This is a genomic window from Hymenobacter yonginensis, from assembly GCF_027625995.1.
Lineage (GTDB): Bacteria > Bacteroidota > Bacteroidia > Cytophagales > Hymenobacteraceae > Hymenobacter > Hymenobacter yonginensis.
The window spans coordinates 3,739,278-3,760,643 of record NZ_CP115396.1; the positions used below are offsets into that span (position 1 = coordinate 3,739,278).

9 protein-coding genes and 1 pseudogene are annotated in these 21,366 nt (G+C 60.6%); 5 read left to right on the forward strand and 5 right to left on the reverse strand.

Features of this window, described 5'->3' with window-relative positions:
* Positions 1-4: 4 nt before the first annotated feature.
* Positions 5-679 (forward strand): response regulator transcription factor, encoded by a 675-nt coding sequence (locus O9Z63_RS16200; RefSeq protein ID WP_270126384.1) that lies wholly within the window; start codon positions 5-7, stop codon positions 677-679.
* A 144-nt stretch (positions 680-823) separates the two neighbouring features.
* Here O9Z63_RS16200 and O9Z63_RS16205 read toward each other — a convergent pair whose 3' ends face one another.
* Positions 824-1,831, reverse strand: coding sequence for an SDR family oxidoreductase (locus O9Z63_RS16205; RefSeq protein ID WP_270126385.1), 1,008 nt, complete (start codon positions 1,829-1,831; stop codon positions 824-826).
* 244 nt (positions 1,832-2,075) lie between these two features.
* On the opposite strand from O9Z63_RS16205, the gene O9Z63_RS16210 reads away from it, so the two are divergent.
* The 4 genes from O9Z63_RS16210 to O9Z63_RS16225 all read left to right on the forward strand — a co-directional run bounded on the left by O9Z63_RS16210 (position 2,076) and on the right by O9Z63_RS16225 (position 8,225).
* Positions 2,076-3,878, forward strand: coding sequence for a hydroxysqualene dehydroxylase (locus O9Z63_RS16210; protein ID WP_270126387.1), 1,803 nt, complete (start codon positions 2,076-2,078; stop codon positions 3,876-3,878).
* Complete coding sequence (locus O9Z63_RS16215) at positions 3,875-4,570, forward strand: DUF6989 domain-containing protein (protein WP_270126388.1); 696 nt, start codon at positions 3,875-3,877, stop codon at positions 4,568-4,570. The genes O9Z63_RS16210 and O9Z63_RS16215 overlap by 4 nt, the downstream gene beginning before the upstream one ends.
* Positions 4,571-4,658: 88 nt before the next feature.
* Entirely contained in the window at positions 4,659-6,089 is a 1,431-nt protein-coding gene (locus tag O9Z63_RS16220) for a sensor histidine kinase (RefSeq protein WP_270126389.1), read from the forward strand.
* Positions 6,090-6,230: 141 nt separating this feature from the next.
* Complete coding sequence (locus O9Z63_RS16225) at positions 6,231-8,225, forward strand: response regulator (RefSeq protein ID WP_270126390.1); 1,995 nt, start codon at positions 6,231-6,233, stop codon at positions 8,223-8,225.
* Between the two features lie 770 nt (positions 8,226-8,995).
* Here O9Z63_RS16225 and O9Z63_RS16230 read toward each other — a convergent pair.
* The 4 genes and pseudogenes from O9Z63_RS16230 to O9Z63_RS21200 all read right to left on the reverse strand — a co-directional run.
* On the reverse strand, positions 8,996-9,997 hold the full coding sequence (locus tag O9Z63_RS16230) for an NAD(P)/FAD-dependent oxidoreductase (RefSeq protein ID WP_270126391.1): 1,002 nt from the start codon (positions 9,995-9,997) through the stop codon (positions 8,996-8,998).
* A gap of 261 nt (positions 9,998-10,258) precedes the next feature.
* On the reverse strand, positions 10,259-14,242 hold the full coding sequence (locus O9Z63_RS16235; RefSeq protein ID WP_270126392.1) for a right-handed parallel beta-helix repeat-containing protein: 3,984 nt from the start codon (positions 14,240-14,242) through the stop codon (positions 10,259-10,261).
* Between the two features lie 407 nt (positions 14,243-14,649).
* Complete coding sequence (locus O9Z63_RS16240) at positions 14,650-19,056, reverse strand: T9SS type A sorting domain-containing protein (RefSeq protein ID WP_270126393.1); 4,407 nt, start codon at positions 19,054-19,056, stop codon at positions 14,650-14,652.
* Positions 19,057-19,572: 516 nt separating this feature from the next.
* Positions 19,573-21,099: pseudogene (locus O9Z63_RS21200) on the reverse strand (hypothetical protein); the annotation flags it as partial.
* Positions 21,100-21,366 lie beyond the last annotated feature (267 nt).

The following is a 21,366-nucleotide window of genomic DNA, read 5'->3' on the forward strand; positions in this document are numbered from 1 at the left end:
CGCAATGGTAACCGTTCTGTTAGTGGAAGATGAAGCCGCTCTGGCTCTCATTATCAAGGATAGCCTGGAGATGCGCGGCTTCACGGTGCAGCACGCCGCCGATGGCACCCAGGGTCTGCGCCTGTTCCGGCAGCAGACGCCCGACATCGTGGTGGCTGATATTATGATGCCGCAGCTCGATGGGTTTGCACTGGGCCGGCAGATCCGGCAGGAAAACGCCACCATCCCGCTCATCTTCCTCACGGCCCTCTCCCAGCCCGCCGACGTGGTGCGCGGCTTCGAGCTGGGTGCCAACGACTATCTCCGCAAGCCCTTCAGCATGGACGAGCTGATCGTGCGCATGCAAGCCCTGCTCAACCGCACCGCGGCTGCTCCTACTGCCGCCGAACCGCTACGCATCGGGCGCTACGTTTTTGCCTATACCCAGCAGCGCCTGCGCCTCACCGACACCGAAATCGAATTGACCAACCGCGAAGCCGAGCTGCTCAAACGCCTCTACGACCACCGCAACCAGGTTCTGGCCCGCTCCACCGTGCTGCTGGAGCTCTGGGGTGAGGACCACTTCTTCAACGGCCGCAGCCTCGACGTATTCGTAACCCGCCTGCGCCGCTACCTCCGCGACGACCCGCAAGTGCAGATCCTGAACGTGCGCGGCATCGGCTACAAGCTGATTTGCTGAAAGCACCAACAGCCGATAAAACAGAACGTCATGCTGAGCTTGCTGCAGTATCTCGCGTGCTGACATTGGGGTAGTAATCCGGCATCAGCACGCGAGATACTGCGGCAAGCTCAGCATGACGCTCTTTACAATCTATTGAGCTGCTTACTGGTCGCTGCTCATTTTGCCGCCCGTGACGTGCACGAGGCTGCCAGTCATGAACGAGCCGTCCTGGGAGGCCAGCAGCACGTAGGCGGGGGCCAGCTCCTCGGGCTGGCCGGGGCGGGCCAGGGCCACTTCGTAGCCGAACTTCTCGATTTCCTCGCGCGGCATGGTGCCGGGGATGTTGGGCGTCCAGACCGGGCCGGGCACCACGCAGTTCACCCGAATACCTCGCTCGCCGAGGTGCGTGGCCAGGCTTTTGGTGAGGGCGTGAATGGCCGACTTGGTGCAGGCGTAGTCAATCAGAATCGGGATGCCGGTGAGGCCCACGATGCTGCCGGTGTTGATGATGCAGTCGTCCTTTTTGAGGTGCGGAATGGCAGCCTGTGCCATCCAGATGTAGCCCAGGATGTTGGTGTCGAAGGTGCGGCGGATCTGCTCCTCCGGAATATCCTCGAACTTCTCCTGCGCCATCTGGAAGGCGGCATTGTTGACCAGGATGTTGAGGCCACCCAGCTCGGCGCGGGTGCGGCGCACGGCCTGCTTGCACTGCTCCGGGTCGCGCACGTCCAGCTGCAGCAGAATACACTGGCGGCCCTGGGCCTCCACTAGCCGCTTGGTTTCCTCGGCGTCCACCACGTTTTCGTTGAAGAGCACGGCCACGTGGGCACCTTCCATGGCAAAGGCCACGGCCACGGCCCGCCCGATACCGGAGTCGGAGCCGGTGATGAGGGCCACCTTATCCTGGAGCTTGCCGGCGGCGCGGTAGGTGCTGAAGTCCATGGCGGGCTGCAGCTTCATATCGGCCTGTTTGGCGGGGTAGGGCAGCGTCTGGGCGTGCTGCTTCATGTCTTTGGCCGTGGGGCGCTTCACAGGCTTGGGCGCGGCCGCGGCGTCCTTGGCCGCTTGCTTAGCGGCGGGCGTAGCGGCGGTTTTGGCCGGGGCCTTGGGCTTGGATGGGGCGTTCTTCGGATCCGGAACAGACGGGGTAGCGGGTTTCTTGGCGGCCATACGGAAGGAGCTAACGGGAGGAAATACTAAAGGAGCTTGTGCTTACGCGAAACCTGCCCCGGCGTTGGCGGGAAGCCAAATTGCTGTACATACTTCTATCAGCCCCATTTATAGAATATAAGCCAGAATAACTGGTAGCTTTAGCGGACCAGCTTCGGTACGGCCCCACATCCGGCCGGGGCTAACCTGCTCTATTATACCATCCACACCTATTGCCGGGGCCGCTGCCGTTCAGTGGAGATTCATGCCGAAAAAGATTGTCATTCTGGGAGGAGGCGTTGCGGGCATGAGTGCCGCGCACGAACTAATAGAACGGGGCTTTGCCGTGGAGATTTACGAACGGCAGCCGCACTACGTGGGCGGCAAAGCCCGCAGCGTAGACGTGCCCGACAGTGCCACGCCCGGCCACCAGCCGCTGCCCGGCGAGCATGGCTTCCGGTTTTTTCCCGGTTTCTACCGCCACATCACCGACACCATGAAGCGCATCCCCTACGGCCAGAACCGGCAGGGCGTGTTCGACAACCTAGTGCCCACCCAGCGCGTGATGATGGCGCGCACCGGCAAGCCGCCCGTGGCGGCGCCCGTCAACTTCCCCAAAACCCGCGCCGACTGGCAGGCCCTGCTCGACGGCCTGCTGCACGCCGACACCGGCCTGACCGACTCCGACAAAAAGCTGTTTGCCGACCGGGTGTGGCAGCTGCTCACCAGCTCCTACGAGCGGCGCCAGCAGAGCTACGAGCGGGTGGCGTGGTGGCAGTACATGAGCACCGACCAGCAGTGCGGCACCCGCCAGCCCTGCCCCTACGAGCTGTACTGCGTGGGCGGCCTCACCCACTCGCTGGTGGCGGCCCAGCCCCAGCTGATGAGCACCAAAACCGGCGGCGACATTCTGCTGCAGCTGCTGCTGCTGATGGCCAACCCCGGCGCCCACACCGACCGGGTGCTGAACGGCCCCACCAACGACGTGTGGCTGAACCCGTGGCTGCAGTACCTGAAAAGCAAGGGCGTGGTGTATCATCACAACCAACTCACCACGGCCCTGCACTGCGACCCCGCCACGCGCCTGATCAGCGGGGCCACGGTGCTGGACCTGGAAACGCAGCAGACCCGCACCGTGCAGGCCGACTACTACCTGGCGGCCGTGCCGCTGGAGCGCATGGCCAAGCTCATCAGCCCCGATATGGTGAAGCTGGACCCCACGCTGGGCTTCGTGGAGCACCTGAGCAACCCGCACCTGCACACGCTGAACTGGATGAACGGCGTGCAGTTCTACCTGCGCGAAGACGTGCAGCTCACTAAAGGGCACGTCATCTGCATTGATTCGCCGTGGGCCATTACCGTCATTTCGCAGCCGCAGTTCTGGCCCGATTTCCCGATGAGCGGCTACGGCGACGGGCAGGCCAAGGGGCTGCTGTCGGTGGACGTGTCGAACTGGTTTGCCAAGGGCGTGCTCGATTGGCCCCTCGACGACGGCACCACCGGCCGCAAGCAGGCCTGCGACTGTACCTTGGATGAAATAGTGAAGGAAGTGTGGGCTCAGCTGGAGCAGAGCCTGAACACGCCCGGCCTGCCGCCCCTGCTCGGCCCCGATATACTCCTGCGCGCCTACGTGGATGCCGACATCCGGCCGGAGCTGCTGAGTGCGCCGGTGCAGGCCCTGGACGTGCCCACCCGCTCGGGCCACAACGACGAGCCGCTGCTGGTGAACACGGCCAACTCGTGGAGCCTCCGCCCAGAAGCCAGCACCGGCATTGCCAACCTGTTTCTGGCCGCCGACTACGTGCGCACCAACACCGACCTGGCCACCATGGAAGGCGCCAACGAGGCCGCCCGCCGGGCCGTGAACGGCATCATTGCCGCCAGCGGCGCCAAAGTGCCCACCTGCCGCATCTGGGAACTGCACGAGCCCGGCGTGCTGGCCGTGCTCCGCTGGCTGGACCGCCGCCGCTTCGCCCAGGGCCTGCCCTGGACCAACGAAGTGCCCTGGCTGGGCAAACTGCTGCACCGCCTCAACTACCTGTTCCACCAGTTTCGCCGCTTCAAATGAGCCCCACCTCTACCCTCCTTCCCGCCCCTGCACCGTCCCGCGCCGCGCAGTACCGCCTGCCCGTGATGCTGGGCTTGATGGCGCTGGGCATTCTGGCCCTCATCCACGACAGCCTCACGGGCCTGGGCTGGACCACAGCGGCCCGCTGGGGCTACTCGCTCACGGCCGCCTATGCCCTCTACGCCCTCTGGGCCCGCGACGTGGTGGTGGCCCGGCTGCTGGGCTTTGCTTTGGCGGCCGGCCTGGCCGAGCTGCCCGCCGATGCCTACCTGGTGCACACTACCGGCACGTTGGTGTACCCGCAGCCGGAGCCCATGCTGTGGGCGTCGCCGGTGTACATGCCGTTCAGCTGGGCCGTGGTGCTCACCCAGATTGGGTTTGTGGCCTGGCTGCTGCTGCCGCGGCTGGGGCCATGGCGCACCGGCCTGCTGCTGGTGCCCGTCAGCGGGGTGCTCATTCCGTTGTATGAGAAATGGGCCATCAATGCCGGCTGGTGGCAGTACCGGGGCGCGCCCAGCTGGCACGGGGTGCCCTACTATATTTTCCTGGCCGAGGCGCTGCTGATGCTGCCGGTGCCGTGGCTGCTGCTGCGCGCGGTGGGCAAGGGCGGCCGCTGGCTGCCGCTGGCCGGCCTGGCCGAAGGCGTAGTGATGCTGCTAGCCTGCTTGCTGGCCTTCTGGCTGCTGGGGTAGGCCTGGCGCACAGCCCACGGGCTTTCTGTATCTTCCCAGCCTCCAGTTCTTCCTGTTTCTATACGTGCGGGCCGCCGGCCCCCTCTTCATGGATCGAATTACCTCCTACTTTATGCCGGCGGGCTTCGTCGGCACTGCCGACCAGACCCGGCAGGCGCGCATCATCACCAACACGGTGCTGCTGACCAGCCTGTTCTCGTTCAACTTTCTGCTGCTGTGCTGGTGGGCCGGGTTCTGGCCGGGCATGTACCTGATGATCTTCAACGTGGTGGCCTTTCTGGTGCTGCCGTTCGGGTTTCGGCAGGGACTGTTTTCCTACGTCACGTTCGGCTACATCTACCTGGTGGCGGGCTACCTGGGCGTGTTTCTGAACAGCGTGTACCAGGGCGGCTACTTTGCGGCCACCACCAGCTGGCTGGTGCTGTGCCCGGTGTCGGCCACGTTTCTGCTGGGTAGGCGGGCGGGCATCATCTTCTTTGTGGTGTCGTTGCTGAGCGTGGTGGGGCTGTGGGAGCTGGAGCGGCGCGGCATCCATCTGCCCAGCACGGTGCCGCCCGAGCACCGCCTGTTCTGGAGCCTCGACATCCTGGGCGGGCTGATGCTGATTCTGCTGGTGGTGTCGGTGGTGTTCGACCAGATCAACCAGAACACCCTGCGCCAGCTCACCGAAAACAACGACCTGCTTTCCTTGCGCACCAGCCAGCTGGAACAGTCGCTGAACGAGCTGCGCGCCACCCAGGCTATGCTGGTCCACAGCGAGAAGATGGCCAGCCTCGGGGAGCTGACGGCGGGCATTGCCCACGAGATTCAGAACCCGATGAACTTCGTCAACAACTTCTCGGAGGTGAGCTGCGAGCTGCTGCAGGAGCTGCCCCCAGCCATGTTTACGGCGCTGCCCGCCGCGCAGCAGGCCCTGGTACAGGGCACGCTCGAAACGCTGGGCCGCAACCTGGCCCGCATCACGCGCCACGGCCAGCGCGTGGATGGCATCGTGCGCAGCATGCTGCAGCACGCCCACACCGGTCCCCGCGAGCGGCAGCTCACCGACCTCAACCAGCTGGCCACCGAGTACCTCAACTTGGCCTACTCCAGCCTGCGCGCCAAAGACCCGGCCTTCCACGCCGCCCTGCACACCGACCTGGCCCCCGACCTGGGCCTGGCCAACGTGGTAGCACCCGACATCGGCCGGGTGCTGCTGAACCTGTTCAACAACGGCCTCTACGCCCTGCAGGAGCAGCGCCGCAAGCAGCCGGCCGGCTACCTGCCCGCCCTCACGGTGAGCACCCGCCGGGTGGGGGCAGAAGTGGAAATCCGGGTGCGCGACAACGGCTGCGGCATGCCCGAAGAAGTGCGCCAGAAGGTGTTCCAGCCCTTTTTCACGACCAAGCCGGCCGGCACCGGCACCGGCCTCGGCCTCTCCCTCTCCCACGATATCGTAGTAAGCGGCCACGGCGGCCGTTTCCTCGTAGATTCCCAGCCCGGCCAGGGCACCGAGTTCCACCTCTGGCTGCCGGTGTAGGGATTAGGGCCTAGGGCGTAGGAAGTTTGATTTAAAGCTCAAACAAGCAACACCCACTACTTCCTGATTACCAAGCACTAGGCCCCGGCCCCTAATCCCTAACAACTAAGCACCAAGCACTACCAACTAAGCACTAAGTATATGGCTACTAAGATTCTGGTTGTTGATGATGAGGAAGACGTGGCCGATTTGCTGGGCCAGCGTTTTCGGCATAAGATTAAGGATGGCACCTACGACTTCCGCTTCGCGGAAAGCGGGCAGCAGGCCCTGACCCTGATGCAGAACGAGCCCGACTTCGACGTGCTGCTGCTCGACATCAACATGCCCGACATCAACGGCCTGACCCTGCTCAGCCGCCTGCCCGAACTGATGCCCCTGAGCCGGGCCGTCATCGTGTCGGCCTACGGCGACATGGACAACATCCGGACGGCCATGAACCGCGGGGCCTTCGACTTCGTGTGCAAGCCCATCAACTTCTTGGACCTGGATGCCACCATCGAGAAAACCGCCCAGCACGTGCAGCAGCTGCGCGAGGCGGCCCAGGTGAAGATGATGGCCGAGCTCAAAACCCACTTCTTCGACAACATCACCCACGAGTTTCGCACGCCGCTCACCCTGATTCTGGCCCCGGTGGCAGGCCTGCTGCAGCTCCCCGACCTGCCCGAAAGCCTGCGCCCCGACCTGCTGACCGTGGAGCGCAACGCCCGCCAGCTGCTTTACCTCATCAACCAGCTGCTGGAGCTGGCCCGCCTGGAGGCCGGGCAGCTGCGGGTGGCCGTGCAGCCTGGCCCCCTCAGCGACTACCTGCAGGAGCTGGTGGCCGGCTTTCAGGCCCTGGCCCGGCAGCGTGGTATCACGCTCACTTACGACGCCCAGCTGCCCGGCACCTGGCTCTACGACGCCGAAAAGGTGGCCCACATTGCCTACAACCTGCTGGCCAACGCCCTCAAGTTTATGCCGCCGCTTGCGGGCGAGCCCGCGCCCGATGCCCGCCGCCAGGTGACGGTGCACCTCAGCGGCAGCCCCGAACTGGTACGCCTGGCCGTGGCCGACACCGGCGTGGGCATTTCGGCCGCCAACCTGCCGCGCATCTTCGACCGGTTTTACCAGGCTGCCCCCGGCGCCACGCAGCTGCCGGTCGGCTCCGGCATCGGGCTGGCGCTGGTGCGCGAGCTGACCACGCTTATGGGCGGGCAGGTGAGCGTGCAAAGCAGTACCACGCCGCCCACGGGCACCACCTTTGTGGTAGAGCTGCCGCTGCAGCCGGCCCTGGCCAGCGAGCCGGCCACCCTGGGCACCGCCGCGCCCGACTGGCTGCCGGTGCCCATCCCCGTGCCCCCGGCCCCCGACCTGCCCTCCGGCCACGCCCCCGATTCGCCGCTGATTATGCTGATTGAGGACAACGAGGAGCTGCGCACCTACCTGGCCCGGCAGCTGGCCCCCATGTACCGGGTGCTGGCCGCCGCTAACGGCGCCGAGGGCTGGCAGCTGATTCAGCAGGAACTGCCCGACGTGGTGGTGTCGGACGTGATGATGCCCGAGCTGGACGGCTACGAGCTGACCTACCGCATCAAGAACACGCCCGCCACCGACCACGTGGCCGTGGTGCTGCTCACGGCCCAGGGCACCCACAGCCAGCGCCTCACCGGCCTGCGCCAGGGCGCCGACGAGTACCTGACCAAACCGTTTCATCTGGAAGAGCTGGTGCTGCGGCTGCACAACATTCTGGTGCGGCAGCAGCGCCTTCGCACCCTCTACGGCCAGCAGCTGAGCCGGCCCGAACTCTCGCAGCCCACCGAAACCGTGCAGAACGGCTGGCTCCGCAGCCTGTATGAAGTGCTGGAAAAGCACCTTGACGACCCGGAGCTGAACGTGGAGCGCCTGGCCGACCAGCTGGCCATGAGCCGCAAAACGCTGCTGCGCAAAGTACAGGCCCTCACCCACCTGGCTCCCAGCGAGCTGATCCAGCAGTACCGCCTGCGTAAAGCCGCCGACCTGCTCCGCGCCGGCCATTCCGTGGCCGATACGGCGTATGCCGTAGGCTTCAACACCCCGGCCTACTTCGGGCAGTGCTTCAAAGACCTTTACCAGCTCACACCCAGCGAATTCAGTGCCGCCCCCACGCCCCAGCCCTGACACCGGCCGGGCGCCTGCGGCCGTTGCGCCTGCCCTGCTGAAGCATCTTCTTAATAAAGCAGCCCCGCGGCTACTCCTTACCGGAGCGGCCGCGGGGCTGCTTTTTGGGACGTCCCCGGATTGAGCGTTTTTGTCTCATATGTGAGCGTAGCCCCCTGCCCAAACCGGCATCTTTGTCTTGTTCTCTGCCGCGCGCTTCCTCTCCATCTCAGTTGCACATCATGATGACTTCTGAACACCACTTGCTCTCCGTCTACCAAATGGCCTGGCAAACTGCCCCCCGTCGTGTTCGTCGTAAGCCCACTCTCCCCCCTGCCCCGCTCCCTATCCCTACCGACCGCAACGACACTACACCCCAGCCGCTCCGGCCCGTTATCAACTTCGATAAACCCACTTTCCCCGACTCGCCCCGCATCGTAGGGCCGGGCTATTGATTCTTTATCCGACTGCCCTTTGCCCTGCGCAACCCACCCGCTCCACCGCTCTTTCTGTGCTCTGAAAACACTGCTTACCTAACCAATCCCCTTTTTTCCGCTTACCCCGTATCTGTCGGCTTCCCCCTGGCCCTGGCCTGTGTCGGCAGCTACGGCTGCTTATCTACCCACTTATCTACCGCAGCCGACTGCGCCGGACAAAACTCCGGAACAGTCGGCTGCATTGCGTAGGGCCCGGCCGCAGCGCAGGCCCGTTCCCGCGCCTGCGTCGGCCAGTCTCCAATTACGCCTACGCCACAGCCCCGCCAACTTCCTGGCAAGCAAACGCCTGGCAGCCTATTTCGGGCATTCTTCGCGCGTGAGCTGCTCGTTGAGGTGGACGGCGGCTTGGGCACCCTGAGCGGCCGCCAGAATGGCCTGTTGCGTACCCGGCGTGGTGTCGCCGGCGGCATAGATGCCCGGCTGCGAGGTCTGGGTGTTTTTGTCAACCCACACGGCGCCCTTGCTGGTGAGGCGGCAGCCGGCCAACTCAGCGAGGTTGGTGCGCTGGTGCTGGTGGGCATGCAGAAACACGGCTCGACGGGCCAGGGGCTCCCCGGTTTCGAACACCACCCGCACGCTATCCTTGGGGCCAGCCTCCAGCCGCGTAATCGGCTCTTCCCGCACCTGGATGCCCTGCTGCCGCAGGCGGCGGCGGGCATTGGTGGTCAGGTTGCCGGGACCATCGGTGCATACCACCACGTCGCGGCTCCAGCGGCTTACCAGCAGCGCCAGCCCGGTGGCGGTTTTGCCCTGTCCATACACGGCCAGCGGCTGGTCACGCACTTCCCAGCCGTGGCAATAAGGGCAGTGCAGCACGCCGGTACCCCACAGCTCGCGCATGCCATCCAGCGGCGGCAGCTCGTCCTCCACGCCGGTAGCCAGCAGGATTTTACGCGCCGTAAATGTGCGGCTGCGGCCGGTTTCGCCTTCAGCGGTCAATTCGAACTGCTTGCCCTGGCGCACAATGGCCGTTACCCGCGCCGTTCGCACTTCCACCGTAGCGTAGCGCTCCAGCTCATGCAGGCCCAGCTTGAGGAGTTGGGCGGGCTTGGTGCCGTCGCGGGTGAAGAAGCCCTGTACGGCCGGCGAAGGTGCGTTGCGCGGGGCGCCCCCGTCGCAGACCAGCACGCGGCGCAGGCAACGGCCCAGCACCAGCGCGGCACTCAGCCCCGCACTTCCTGCCCCAATTATCACCACGTCGAAATCCGGTATAGGACCGGCGGCGGGACGATGGCGGCGGGGCCGGGCAGCAGGGGCCGGCGTGGCGGAGGTGGCAGCAGGGGAAGTAGAAGTCATGAGCAGGAATGCAAGGCGTGAGATTCCTAATACCGCAATTCGGCTATATGGTTGGCAGGCGGCCAGTCTACCGGGCGGCTCGCGGGGTCGTAGGCTGATTATCGGCCGAAAAAACCCCGAGTCATCTTCCTCCAGCCAGCCTAGATACCCCTCCGCCCCTGACGGATTCGAGGAAGCCATACGTAGGATTGCGGCAAACAAAAAGCCCTCCTCTATTGCTAGAGGAGGGCTTGCTGAGCAGTGGCCGAAGCCATTTACTGCTTACTGTTTGCTGAAGCGCTGCGTCAAGTTGAGACCGTTGCCCCGTACCTGCACCAAGTACATGCCCGCCAGCAGTTGCTGCACATTCAGAGGCTGGTTTTGCCCGCCCTGCACAGTCTGCCTACGAACCACCCGGCCCGTCGCATCCAGTACAGTCACTTCGTACATGCCGATCGGCAGCGTCGTCAGGTCCAGCATGGTGGTGCGGTCCTGGGTGGTAGCCGGGTTCGGATACACGCCTACTGCTGCCACACCAGCCGTCAGGCCGGCCGCGAAGCGTACCGTGCGCACCGGACTGTAGTTGGTCGTGCCATCCGTGTCTACCTGCTGCAGACGGTAGTATACCACACCTACCCGCTTGTTGCCCACATTAACATCGGTGAAGCTGTAGTTGGTCGTCTGGCTGGTGGTACCGCGGCCCTGCACCTGCCCGATCCGCTCGAAGCGGCTGCCATCGAAGCTGCGCTCCACGTCGAAGTGATCATTGTTCTTCTCTGAAGCCGTGCTCCAGATCAGGTTAGCATCAGCGTTGTCGGCCGCCACCTCGAAGGCTTTCAGTTCGACGGGCAGAGGAGCATTCTGCGAAATCAGGATATTGCTGGAGAACTCCGAAGTAGTGGTGCCACCTGTAGTAGCCGTGGCCGTAAGCCGAGCCCCACCGGTCGTGAGCGCCGTCACCTGCGCAGGGGAGAAGGTGCTAAGTGAAATAACATAAGAGAAACGAGTAGCGCCGGTTTCAGCGCCGTTGTTAAGGCCGTTGATCGTACCGCTATAGCTACCAAATCTAGCATCAACATCGTTGATAGCCGCATTAGTCCCATTGGCGGCCGCCGTCATGCTGGCGCCTTCCGTAGTGGAGAACAGGTATGTTTTACCCTGGCCAAAGCCATCTACGGTCTTGTCCGACAAGAAGAACTCTATCACGCTGCCCGCTGGCGCAAAACCCGTAATCTGTAGGTTGCCGTTGGTGGTATTAGTGATAACGGCCTGCGTGAGCACCGGAAAGTTCAACAGGCCATTAGCGCCGCTGGCAGCCGTTTTGCCGTTGGCATTGATGGATACATCATCGCCGGTTGCAGCATTCGTAGCGGAAAGGTCAATACCCAAGTTACCGTTGCCGGATGTGCTGTTCTTCGTAAATAGGCTGCTACTGGTTCCACTTGCAGCCACTATTCCGTCGCCAGCGTTGCCCGTGATAGTGTTCTGGCCGAACGTGTTATTGTTGCCCGCCGTGATACTAATACCCGCGTCGCTGCTGGTCGCTCCAGCACCGTTAGACCCAACCGTGTTGCCAGTGATGGTATTCCCGTTGCTACCCCCAGCCAACTCAATACCAAACCCGTTGTTGGCGCTGATATTGTTGTTGGTAATGGTGTTGCCGGAAGCATTGGAGAGCAAAATGCCTGCCCCATCGTAGGCAGTGGTAGTGCCGGAGGCGGCCGTAGAACGGCCTGTGCGCATCACACTGCTGCTGATGGTAACGCCCGTGGCGCCTCCTTCCAGTAGAACCGTAGCAATTGTGTTGTTCTGACCCGTAATATCGTTTACCACCGAGCCAATGGTGCCTGCGCCCGTGAAGACGATGGCTGCACCATCAGCTAGAATAGCGCCAGTTGTGTTAAGTGCCCTGCTGCCGGCGGCAGTGCCAGCGTTAGTTACACTGATAGAAGCAATTCGCGTGTTAGCGCCTAACACTAGCAGGCCACCGCGGTTTGCGCCTACGTTTGAGAAATTAAGGATAATCTCAGCTGCCGTTGTGTTAGCAGTAGGAGCCTGTGTGCCTTCACCCGTCAGAATAGTCTGTAGCTTGCCATCAATAGCTGTGTTGCTATCGGTAATGGTTGGCAGCGTAGCAGAGTTAAACGTGAAGGTCTTGGACGTAATGCTGTAGCCCGCAGGTGCAGTCATGGCGTTACGCAGACCTGCCGGCGCTCCGGTTAGGCGGCCATCGTTGAGCATAAAGATGGCGTATTCCATTCCTACTGCCGGATCAATAGCTGTAGTTCCCATGGCTGCTGCACCATTGAAAGCTACCTGATCCAAGTTGGCGTTCGTCAAAGCATTGCTGTTGAGGATAAACTGCCGCAACGAGCCTTGGCCGGAGTTGTTGGTATTGACGATGGTACTGAAGTTGAAGCCAAAATCCACGCTGGCAGCCGCCCCATTGAGCGCCACCGTCGTCACCGACTGGGTGGTATTGGTGAGCTGGAACGTATTCAGCGCGCCGGTGTTATTGCCGCCGTCCGCGAGCTGGGGCGATTCACCTCCCACGCGGTTCACATCGCCGTTCACGAAGGTCTGCACGGGCAGCAGACCGGCCACGGTGCCGGGGCGGGTGCTGCTTACGGTGCCGTTCACTACCCGCACCACATAGTTGGTCCCATTCGCAAGGCCCGTGAAGGAGTACGTACCATCGGCGGCGGTAGTGGTGGTGCTCACGAAGGCATTGGTGCTGGCGTTGTACAGCTCCACGCGGGCGCCGGATACGGCTGGGCCCTGGCTGGCCACGCGCGAGCGGCCGGCCCCACCACCATAGTTGATATCCTCGAACACCGTCCCGGAAATGCTGGGCTGAAACTGCACCGGCGTGGGCGACGGCGTATCGGCGTTGGAAGTCACCGGAAACAGCGAGCCATTTGTGGAGGCATCAGCCGCAAGCAGATCGGGTGGCGGCAACGCAGCCCCGTTCACGATGCTGGCGCCCGGGTTGGGGCCGGCGCTGGTGCTGGAGGCATACGTAAACAGGTTCTGCACTGCGGTAGTCGGCACGGCCCCGGCAGTGGGGTACACCACTCTGACCGTAAAAGTGACCTCGGCCGAGGCAGCATTGCCCAGTGTGTTGGAGCCCGATAGCAGGTTGCGGCTGGTGAGCATATCCTGGCCCGTGGCTACTGCAGTCAGCCCATTGGTAGCTGCAATGGCTTGCAGCGTTACCGAGCTGGCACCTGGAAACGGATTGGTGGTAGCCGCAGCCGTGCCCCCAAAGAACGTCAGCTGCAGGTTGGTCAGATCCAGTGAGCCTGGATTGTCAACGCCAACCTTAAATGATACGTCGAACGTGGTGGTACTGATGTTGCTGATGCCGGTCAGCGCCAGCACATTGTCTACCCGCTGCTCTGGGAAGGCGCATGAAGCACCGTCGCTTTCACCAGTTGGCGTGGCGGCATTGATTACAGTTTTAGAAAAGGCAGCTGTGATGGGCGACATCAGATAAAATTTTCCTGAGTTGGCTGTCCCGACCGTTCCGTTGGCATACGCATAATAGTTACCCAACGCATCGAAGAAGGTGCTACCTACTCCTTCACCAGGAGTCTGTGTGGCGGGGCTGCCGTAGTTAGTAGCAACCCCCGTAGTACGGTCAATGGTATAATACCCATTGGATGAACCGATATCATATAGCAGACCATTTTTAGGGTTAAAAGCCAAATCACCAAATGCTACTGGGTCGAAATTAGCGTTTGCCTGTCGTACCTGTAATGAACCGCCATATGTGAGCGAAGAACCCGTAATCTGTACTTTCTGCAATACTCCGGTCGTCGTCCCACCACTTGGATTTGTACCGCGTTGCAGCCAATAAACACCATTCTCATCGATGGTGCCCGCTGAGTAGTACCACTTAGGCAATGATGCAACCGTACCTACCACCGTAAAGCCAGTCTGACCCAGACGGTAGAAGTTAGCCGCTGTGTTTTGCGCCTGGTCTGTATTACTGACATTGTTGATACGCTGCACCGCATAGTAGTAACCATCACTTTTATTGAAGGCTAAACCATTGAGTGTTACGTTTGGAATGCTATAGAGAATAGTCTCAGAGAAAACAGTTCCCCGTCGAATACGATAGAAATCAGTTGTCGTGCCGTTCAGTCGAATCTGGTAGAAAGACCCGTCGCAGGAGAAGGGTACGGTTGCCTGGGCCTGCACCCGCGAAGGCCCGGCCAAGAGTAGCGCTAGCAACAGCACTAGGAAGGATAAGGGTGTTTTCATGAATTATTAGGTGGAAAGAAATTTGCCGACGGTGTGTAAGAGAGCGGGTAGCGGACATCCACCATAGCGGGCTATAGTGGCTGAAAGAAAGCTTCGACTGATTAAAGCACTTCATGCTTGTAATCCAGTCAATTCCTATTTAGAGAATACTCAAAGATAAATGTCCTAATTTATCCCTACACTTTCTCTAGATGAATTGTAGCTAGGCAACGACAAACAAGGTGAATTAGCTGGGCAAGAAGAAAAAGCAGTTATACGAGTATGATAAAGGCAGAATAATTCCCATAATTGGAATATTTAGACACTGCGTCGCCCGTAAATCATCGACCATGCAAAAGCCCCGCCCCTGCAGTGCAGGGACGGGGCTTTGCAATTATGGCGTCGGCCGGACGCGGCCGGAGCCCCGCTTATTTCTTCACGAAGCGGGTAGTGTACACCTGCGCCTGGCCAACTACCTGCACCAGGTAGCTGCCCTGCGGCAGCGAAGCTACCTCCAGCGCCTGCTCGAGGCCGCCGTTGCCGGCTACAGTCTGCACCATACGGCCAGCCATATCCGTCAGGGTTACCTTGTAGCTGCCGGCGGGCAGTGCCGTCAGGTCGAGGCGCACCTGCTGCTGGTCGGAAGCCGGGTTGGGGTACACCGCTACGGTTGTGCGAGTAGCGATGCTGAACATTACCGTCTGCACTGAGCTGTAGGTGCTGGTGCCATCCGTATCTATTTGACGCAGGCGGTAGTAGGCTACCCGGCCTTTGCTGGCGGCCTGCGCATCGGTAAGAGTGTAGTTAGTGGCCGAGGACTTGGTCCCCTGACCCTTCACTTCTGCTACTACCGCAAAGCTGTTACTGTCGAGGCTGCGCTCTACCACGAAACGGTCATTGTTGAGTTCCTGAGCCGTGGTCCAGGTGAGCTTGGCATCGGCGCCTTCGGCTTTGGCTGAGAAGCTCACCAGCGTCACTGGCAGTGGGCGGGCTCCAATCGGAATCGTCACGTTCTGCGTGTTGGTACCACCGTTGATATCGGTGGTGGTAACGCTGACCGTGTAGTTACCTTCACGGAGCAGCAACCGATTTGAGACGAAGAACTGACCGGTAATGGGGTTGATGTCGATACCTACCGCGTTGAGCGTAGACTTGTCGGCAGCCGAAATAACTGCGTTCGTACCCGTGGTGGGCAGGCCGTTGCTGACGCTGCCATCGGTAGCGACCAAAGCACCCGTAGTGGCGTTGTAGATCAGGCCGCTGCTGTTGTAGCGGGCAGCATTTACATCAATCACATACGCCAGCACGTCATTATTTTGATAACCAATAGCGCCGCCTTTCGTTGGAGTGGTGGCATAGACAGAACTGTTATCGGCTCCCACTGGGATGGTGTAGAGCGCCGTGTTCGACGTGGCCGGGATGCCGGCATTGTCTACCGCTACATAGCTGAAGAATACGTTGCCCACAAAATTAGCGGCGGGCAGGAACTTCAAATTAGCGGCATCGGCGGCCGACAGCACAGTGGTGGTGTTTACCGGCGTACCGTTTAATGAAAGCGTACCCGAAGTAGGCAGGCTCGTGATGCGGTAGGTCAGCACCTGGCCGGCATCGGCGTCGGTAGCGGCCAGCGGCGAAACCAGCAGCGGCGTGTTGGCCGTGTTGCCCTCGGGTGACTGGAGCTTATTGACCACGTTATAGGCCACCGGCGCACGGTTGGTGTTAGTGGTAACCGAAGCAGTATTGTTACCGGCAGCAACGTCTACGTCCGACGTTACGGTGCCGGTCAGTGTTACCGCTGCAACAGGCATCGTGAACGATACGAAGTTGGTTACCGCATTGGCCGTGCCGGGAGCCAGCAGGGCAATAGTCGGGAACGTCACTACAGTATTACCGCCCGTTACAGTCGTAGTAGCTCCAGTTGGAATGACCAAATCTGCCGGCGTACCGGGGATGGTCACGGTCTGCATCACGTTGGTCGAGGGCGATGTGGCGGCCACGTTGGAGGTCGTGACGGCGTAGGTTGCCTTCGAGCCCGGAGCAACCGAAGCCGGCCCGGCAATGCTGGTCGTGGCGTTGGCCTGCGAGGTCACTGTCAGCACCGACACAGCGGTATTGTTGGTCGGCACGGCGTCAGAAGTAGCTGAGGCAATGGTGGCCACGGCATTCACCGGACCCGAGTTCGGGGCGTTGAAACTCACCGAGTAGGTACCGGCTACGGTCGTGTTGGCGGCCACTGAACTTACTGTCGGGAACGTGACAATGCCGGTGGTGGAACTGTAATTGCCGACGGTGCCAGGGTACGTAATATTGGTCAGGCCGGGTACCAGCACGATTTGCGGTATCACGTTGGCGGCCGGGTTGGTGCCGGCGTTGTTGAATGTCGCCGTCAAGGTTACAGCTGTGCCAGGCGTAGTCGTCGAATTCGGCGAGAATGAGGCCACCCGTACATCGGCCGTGGTAACGGTGGGAGCTACTGGTGTCGTAGCGGCGCTGGCGTAGTTGTTATCCAAGTTCGTGTCGAAGCTCGTCGTGCTCACCCGGGCTACGGCTGCGAGTTGGGAAACGTCAGGCATAGTCACGAGCACCTCGTTGGCCAGGCTGGCGCCGTTAGCCAGCGTGCTGGCTGATGGGAACGTCACTAGGCCCGTGGTGTTGTCGTAGCTGCCAGTTCCTATACCGGCGGGGAAAGTAACGTTGGTTGCGCCCAAACCGGCGGGCAGTTGCAGCGTGGGAACTACGCCCGTGGCTACGGCCGCGCCGTTGTTGGTCGTGCTCACTACGTAGAGGACCGGGTTTCCCACTACAGCCGAAGCCGGGGCCGTTACGCTCACCACCACATCGGCGGCCGGTGTTACCACCGTCGTTACGGCGGCCGTGTTGTTAGCCGTGTTCGTTTCGGAAGTGCTGGTGCTTACTGTAGCGACGGGGCTGAAGCTGGTCATACCCGTAGGCGTGGTGAAGGTTATCGTGTTGGAGGCGCTAAAGCCTTGGGCCAGCGGTGCGGCAAAGGTCAGCGTCAGCAGGCCGGTGGCAGCGTTGTAGCTGGTGGCACCGGTTGGCGTCACGCCATTGAACTGCACGTCGGTGAGGCCGGCGGGCAACTGTACGGTCTGCACTACATTGTTAGCATCGGCCGAGCCGTTGCTGCGGGTCGTTACGGTGTAGGCCAGCTGCTGACTAGGCAGAGCCACTACCGGACCGGTAATGGTCGTAGTCACGTCAGCCGTCGGGTTCACGTCGACTTTGGTCTGGGCCAGGTTATCGGCCGGCACCAGGTCTGGGCTGGTAGTGGTGATGGTAGCGTTAGCCAGCACGAAGCCCTGGGCCGGAGCCGGCAGCGTAATCGTGTAGGCCTGCGAACCGGCCGAAGCCAAGGTCGTCAGCGGAGGAAAGGTCACGACGCCGGTGACTTGATTGTAGTCGCCGCCGTTGGAAGGCGTCACGCCGCTCAGTCCGGTGGGCAACGTCACGGTCTGCACCACGGCGTTGGCCGTAGCAGGACCCGCGTTGTTAGCCGTTACGTTGAGCGTGATGGTCGCGCCGGGTGCCACATTGGTGGTTGGCGACGAGATAGTCGTGAATACATTAACGGACGTGCCCACTGCGGCAACCGGCGTAACCGTAGGGCGTACTGCCGCGCCGTTCAACTGGGCCGTATTGTTATTCGTGCCCACTGTCGGCGAGTTAAGGTCGCCGAAGTTGGTGCTGGTTTCTCCAGAGGTCACAATGGCTACCGGGGCCAGCCGGGCGTCGCTTGGCGATACAAAGCTGATGGTATTTACCTGGCTCTGGCCGGGCGCCAGCACACTGATAGCCGGGAACGTAACCGTAGTGGTGTTCGTGCTGCTGTTGAAGGCCGCTGTCCCGCCATTGGAGGCGAAAATACCCATGACATTGCCGCTGAGCGTTACCGTCTGTACCACGTTGGAGGCCGGCGAAACCGAGCGCGGATCCGTGGAAGTAGCAACGTTGCTGGTCGTCACGGTGTAGGTCACCTCGTTGCCAGCCGTCACTGTGGCCGGGCCTGTCAGGGCAGTCGTAACGTCGAAGCGGGGCGTGACGGTGGTGTTTACCACAGCCGTGTTATCAGAGGTGGTGGTTTCCGTACCGCCCATGCCCGAAATGTTGGCCGTTACTCTCAGCGGGCTGCTGCCGGAAGCGGGGAACACAACAGCCGTGCTAACAGAGCCAATAGAAGCGGCTAGGTTGCCAATCGGCAGGCGCAGTACGCCGGTCGTCTGGTTGTATGTGTTGCCGTTGGCAAACGTAATAACGCCGTTGCTGAGCGTGCCGTTGGCACCGCCTACCGTAAAACCGGTGGTCGTCAGGCCAGCGGGCAGCTGCACCGTTTCTACCACGTTGGTAGCGGCTACCGTGCCAGGGTTGCTAGAAGTGACATTGTAGGTTACCGAAGCCCCGGCGTCGGCCGAAGCCGGGCCAGTAAGCGTGGTGGCTAGGTTAAAGGTTGTGCCCTTCACCTCCACCGAAATGAACGCAGTGTTCGATACAGTGCCCGAGGCGTTCTGCACAGTGTACGGGATGGTAGCTATTCCCACGAAACCAGCAGCCGGCGTAAAGGTCACGTCGCCGTTGGCAGCCTTCGTGAACACACCTTGCGAAGCCGGTACGGCGGCACCCAGCGTTACAGTGGTAGCGTTGAAAGTGCCGGTTGGCGTATCATTGGCCGTTACGGCCGTTGCGCCCGTGAAGGTATAAGGCGTGCCGGGGGTAGTGGTGGCGAAGTCGTTGTTGGCAACCGGAGGCGAGGCGCTGGCGCACAGTACCGAGTTGGGCACAATCTGCTTGGCAATGCCAGCCACAGTGCTTTCATACAAGAAGGTAAGCGAATTGCCTCCTGCTTGCTCACCAAAATAAATCAGCAGATCATGCGAACCAGCTGACAGGTTCAATGTAACGGATCTTTCAACTATGCCGTGTGGTCCACCGTTATTAATAGAGACATTGGCAAGTGTAGGGGCTACGGTAGCTCCATCCAGCCACAGGTAGGAAGCGTCGTCAGAGCTCAGGTAGAACGTGTAGGAGCCGGCAATGGCAATGTTGATGCTACCACGGTAACGAGAAGTATACTGCTCAGGATCGGAAGCCGAACCCGTAGCCGGTGGTACCAAATTGCCCCAACTGTTATTAGCGGGAAAGTTGAGTGTAGCATCGTACCGGGCCAGACCAGCCGTCTTGCCATCAAAGAAGTTCAAGTTGTCGTTGAAATAACCGGCAAAATACTCGCCATATAAACCGCTGCTGCGGGTTGGGCCATATGGCACACCAGCACAGCCATTGGAAGGCAGGCTAACTACTGTCGATACCCGGGCGTTGGCTTGGCTGCCGTTGTTGTTGGCTGCCGTTGGGTCGTTGGTACCCGAAGCACTAGCAGCGACACCCGTAATAGTAGTGCTGTAGTTTGGGGCCGGGAATGTAATTGCGTATGTGAGAGCATTGCTTGCCCCACTGGCCAAAGAGGCCGTGGTTGGCAGCGTTACAACCCCAGTATTATTGTTGTAGGAAGCGCCAGCCGGCAGATTAGCTGCCATAAGGAGTAGACCAGCTGGCAACTGCACCGTTGGGGCTACAGTGGCGGCGTCCGAAGGTCCGTTATTCTGTACCCGAGCAGTATAAGTGATGCTGGCACCAGGTGCTACAGCCGTTTGTGAGGTTGCCAGGGTCGTCACTACATCAGCGGAAGGTGTTACACCAATGCTGGCCGGGGCTGAGTTCGAAGCCGTATTGGCACCTTCATCACTGGTTGTACTGATAGAAGCCGTGGCGTTAACCGGCCCCGTAGCCGGGGCTGTGAACGTGATGGTGGAAGCAACCGACTGACCTACGGTCAAGGTCGTGAGGCCGGCGTAGGTAACAATGCCCGTTGCGCTACTGTACACCCCGCCGTTGCTAGCTACTACGTTGTTCAGGCCGGCAGGAAGTTGCACTTGGGCAACCACACCCTGGGCAGTTACGTCTACGCCGTTGTTGACGAAGGTGGCGTTAAACTGGCCCTGCCCCCCCGCATTCACGGGTGAAGCCTGAGCCGTAAGTGTCGTCGTCACATCGGCCTGCGCATCCCACGAAATCTCTTCAATACCAATAGTTTGGAGGCGAAGCTGCGTCTGGCCGTTTGGAATAGGATTTATGGTATTCAGATTACGAAACGCTAACCGTACCGTCCGCACTGGCTGTGGAAATGTCACCGTCACGTTTCCATCCCGACTTGGGTTGCTGCTAATCCCTCCATTCAAGCCTGTCCCACGAATGGCGTCATATGTATTGCCACCAATCGTGATGTTATCATCAAATGTATTGACTGCGCTGGTGGTATTCGTTCCGTTGGCCCCGTAGCCGATATTGGCCCCTACTAGGTCTACATATTGCCCAGACGCATTCAATGCCCGAAACGCCACCTGATCGGTGAAGTTGCTCCCCCCAGTAGTTGGTGTACCTTTATCTAAATCCTGTACTACAAATCGCAAGTTCGTTACGTCTCGATTGAAGGCAAGTGTTACGAACGCCGCGTATGTCGTGTTCTGGTTTATCTCAGTACTGGGTGTGGCTGGGGCTACCCCTTGGTTGTTTTGTCGCCAAATCAGCATTCGCGCATCTAGCTGAATACCCTGCTGATCAGATGTTAACTGAAAAAGCTCCGTAATCGGGTTTGTTGTGCTGGCAGTGGCTGAACTGCTGTAAGACCCATATGTAAAGCTGGTGCCTCCGACGGTTTCAGTCGCCGCCCGCTTGTCAATATCAGCAACATTGGTGGAGTTTGGCTCGCGGTACGTCAACCTACTGATTTGCTGCGCCTGAGACCCTGACTGTCCCAGCAGCCCCCAAGCAAGTAGGAGAATTGCGAATCGTAAGACTGTTTTCATGGTATGGAGTATGATGTTGAAAGATTTTTCAAGCGGTGTAAACAAGCAAAGACCGACGTTTGCACCTTATAGCTCAGCTGTGCCATAAAGCTAGTTTGTGTGCATGCACTATGAAGTCATTTTTCGCTGAATCCGGCATTACTCTCGGTGAATATCCCAACCTCACCGCAAAACATTGCCTCCTAATATTTCTATTATACTCAGCTACCAAAACGACACAAAACCACCTATAAACTGTACGTTTTCTTAATGTTATCCGGATTCAAA

What these genes read in the sequence shown, in the direction of transcription:
- O9Z63_RS16215 (WP_270126388.1), top strand. Translation starts at nt 3,875, where the DNA reads ATGAGCCCCACCTCTACCCTCCTTCCCGCCCCTGCACCGTCCCGCGCC.
- O9Z63_RS16230 (WP_270126391.1), bottom strand. Translation starts at nt 9,997, where the DNA reads ATGACTTCTACTTCCCCTGCTGCCACCTCCGCCACGCCGGCCCCTGCT.
- O9Z63_RS16210 (WP_270126387.1), top strand. Translation starts at nt 2,076, where the DNA reads ATGCCGAAAAAGATTGTCATTCTGGGAGGAGGCGTTGCGGGCATGAGT.
- O9Z63_RS16235 (WP_270126392.1), bottom strand. Translation starts at nt 14,242, where the DNA reads ATGAAAACACCCTTATCCTTCCTAGTGCTGTTGCTAGCGCTACTCTTG.
- O9Z63_RS16205 (WP_270126385.1), bottom strand. Translation starts at nt 1,831, where the DNA reads ATGGCCGCCAAGAAACCCGCTACCCCGTCTGTTCCGGATCCGAAGAAC.
- O9Z63_RS16225 (WP_270126390.1), top strand. Translation starts at nt 6,231, where the DNA reads ATGGCTACTAAGATTCTGGTTGTTGATGATGAGGAAGACGTGGCCGAT.
- O9Z63_RS16220 (WP_270126389.1), top strand. Translation starts at nt 4,659, where the DNA reads ATGGATCGAATTACCTCCTACTTTATGCCGGCGGGCTTCGTCGGCACT.
- O9Z63_RS16200 (WP_270126384.1), top strand. Translation starts at nt 5, where the DNA reads ATGGTAACCGTTCTGTTAGTGGAAGATGAAGCCGCTCTGGCTCTCATT.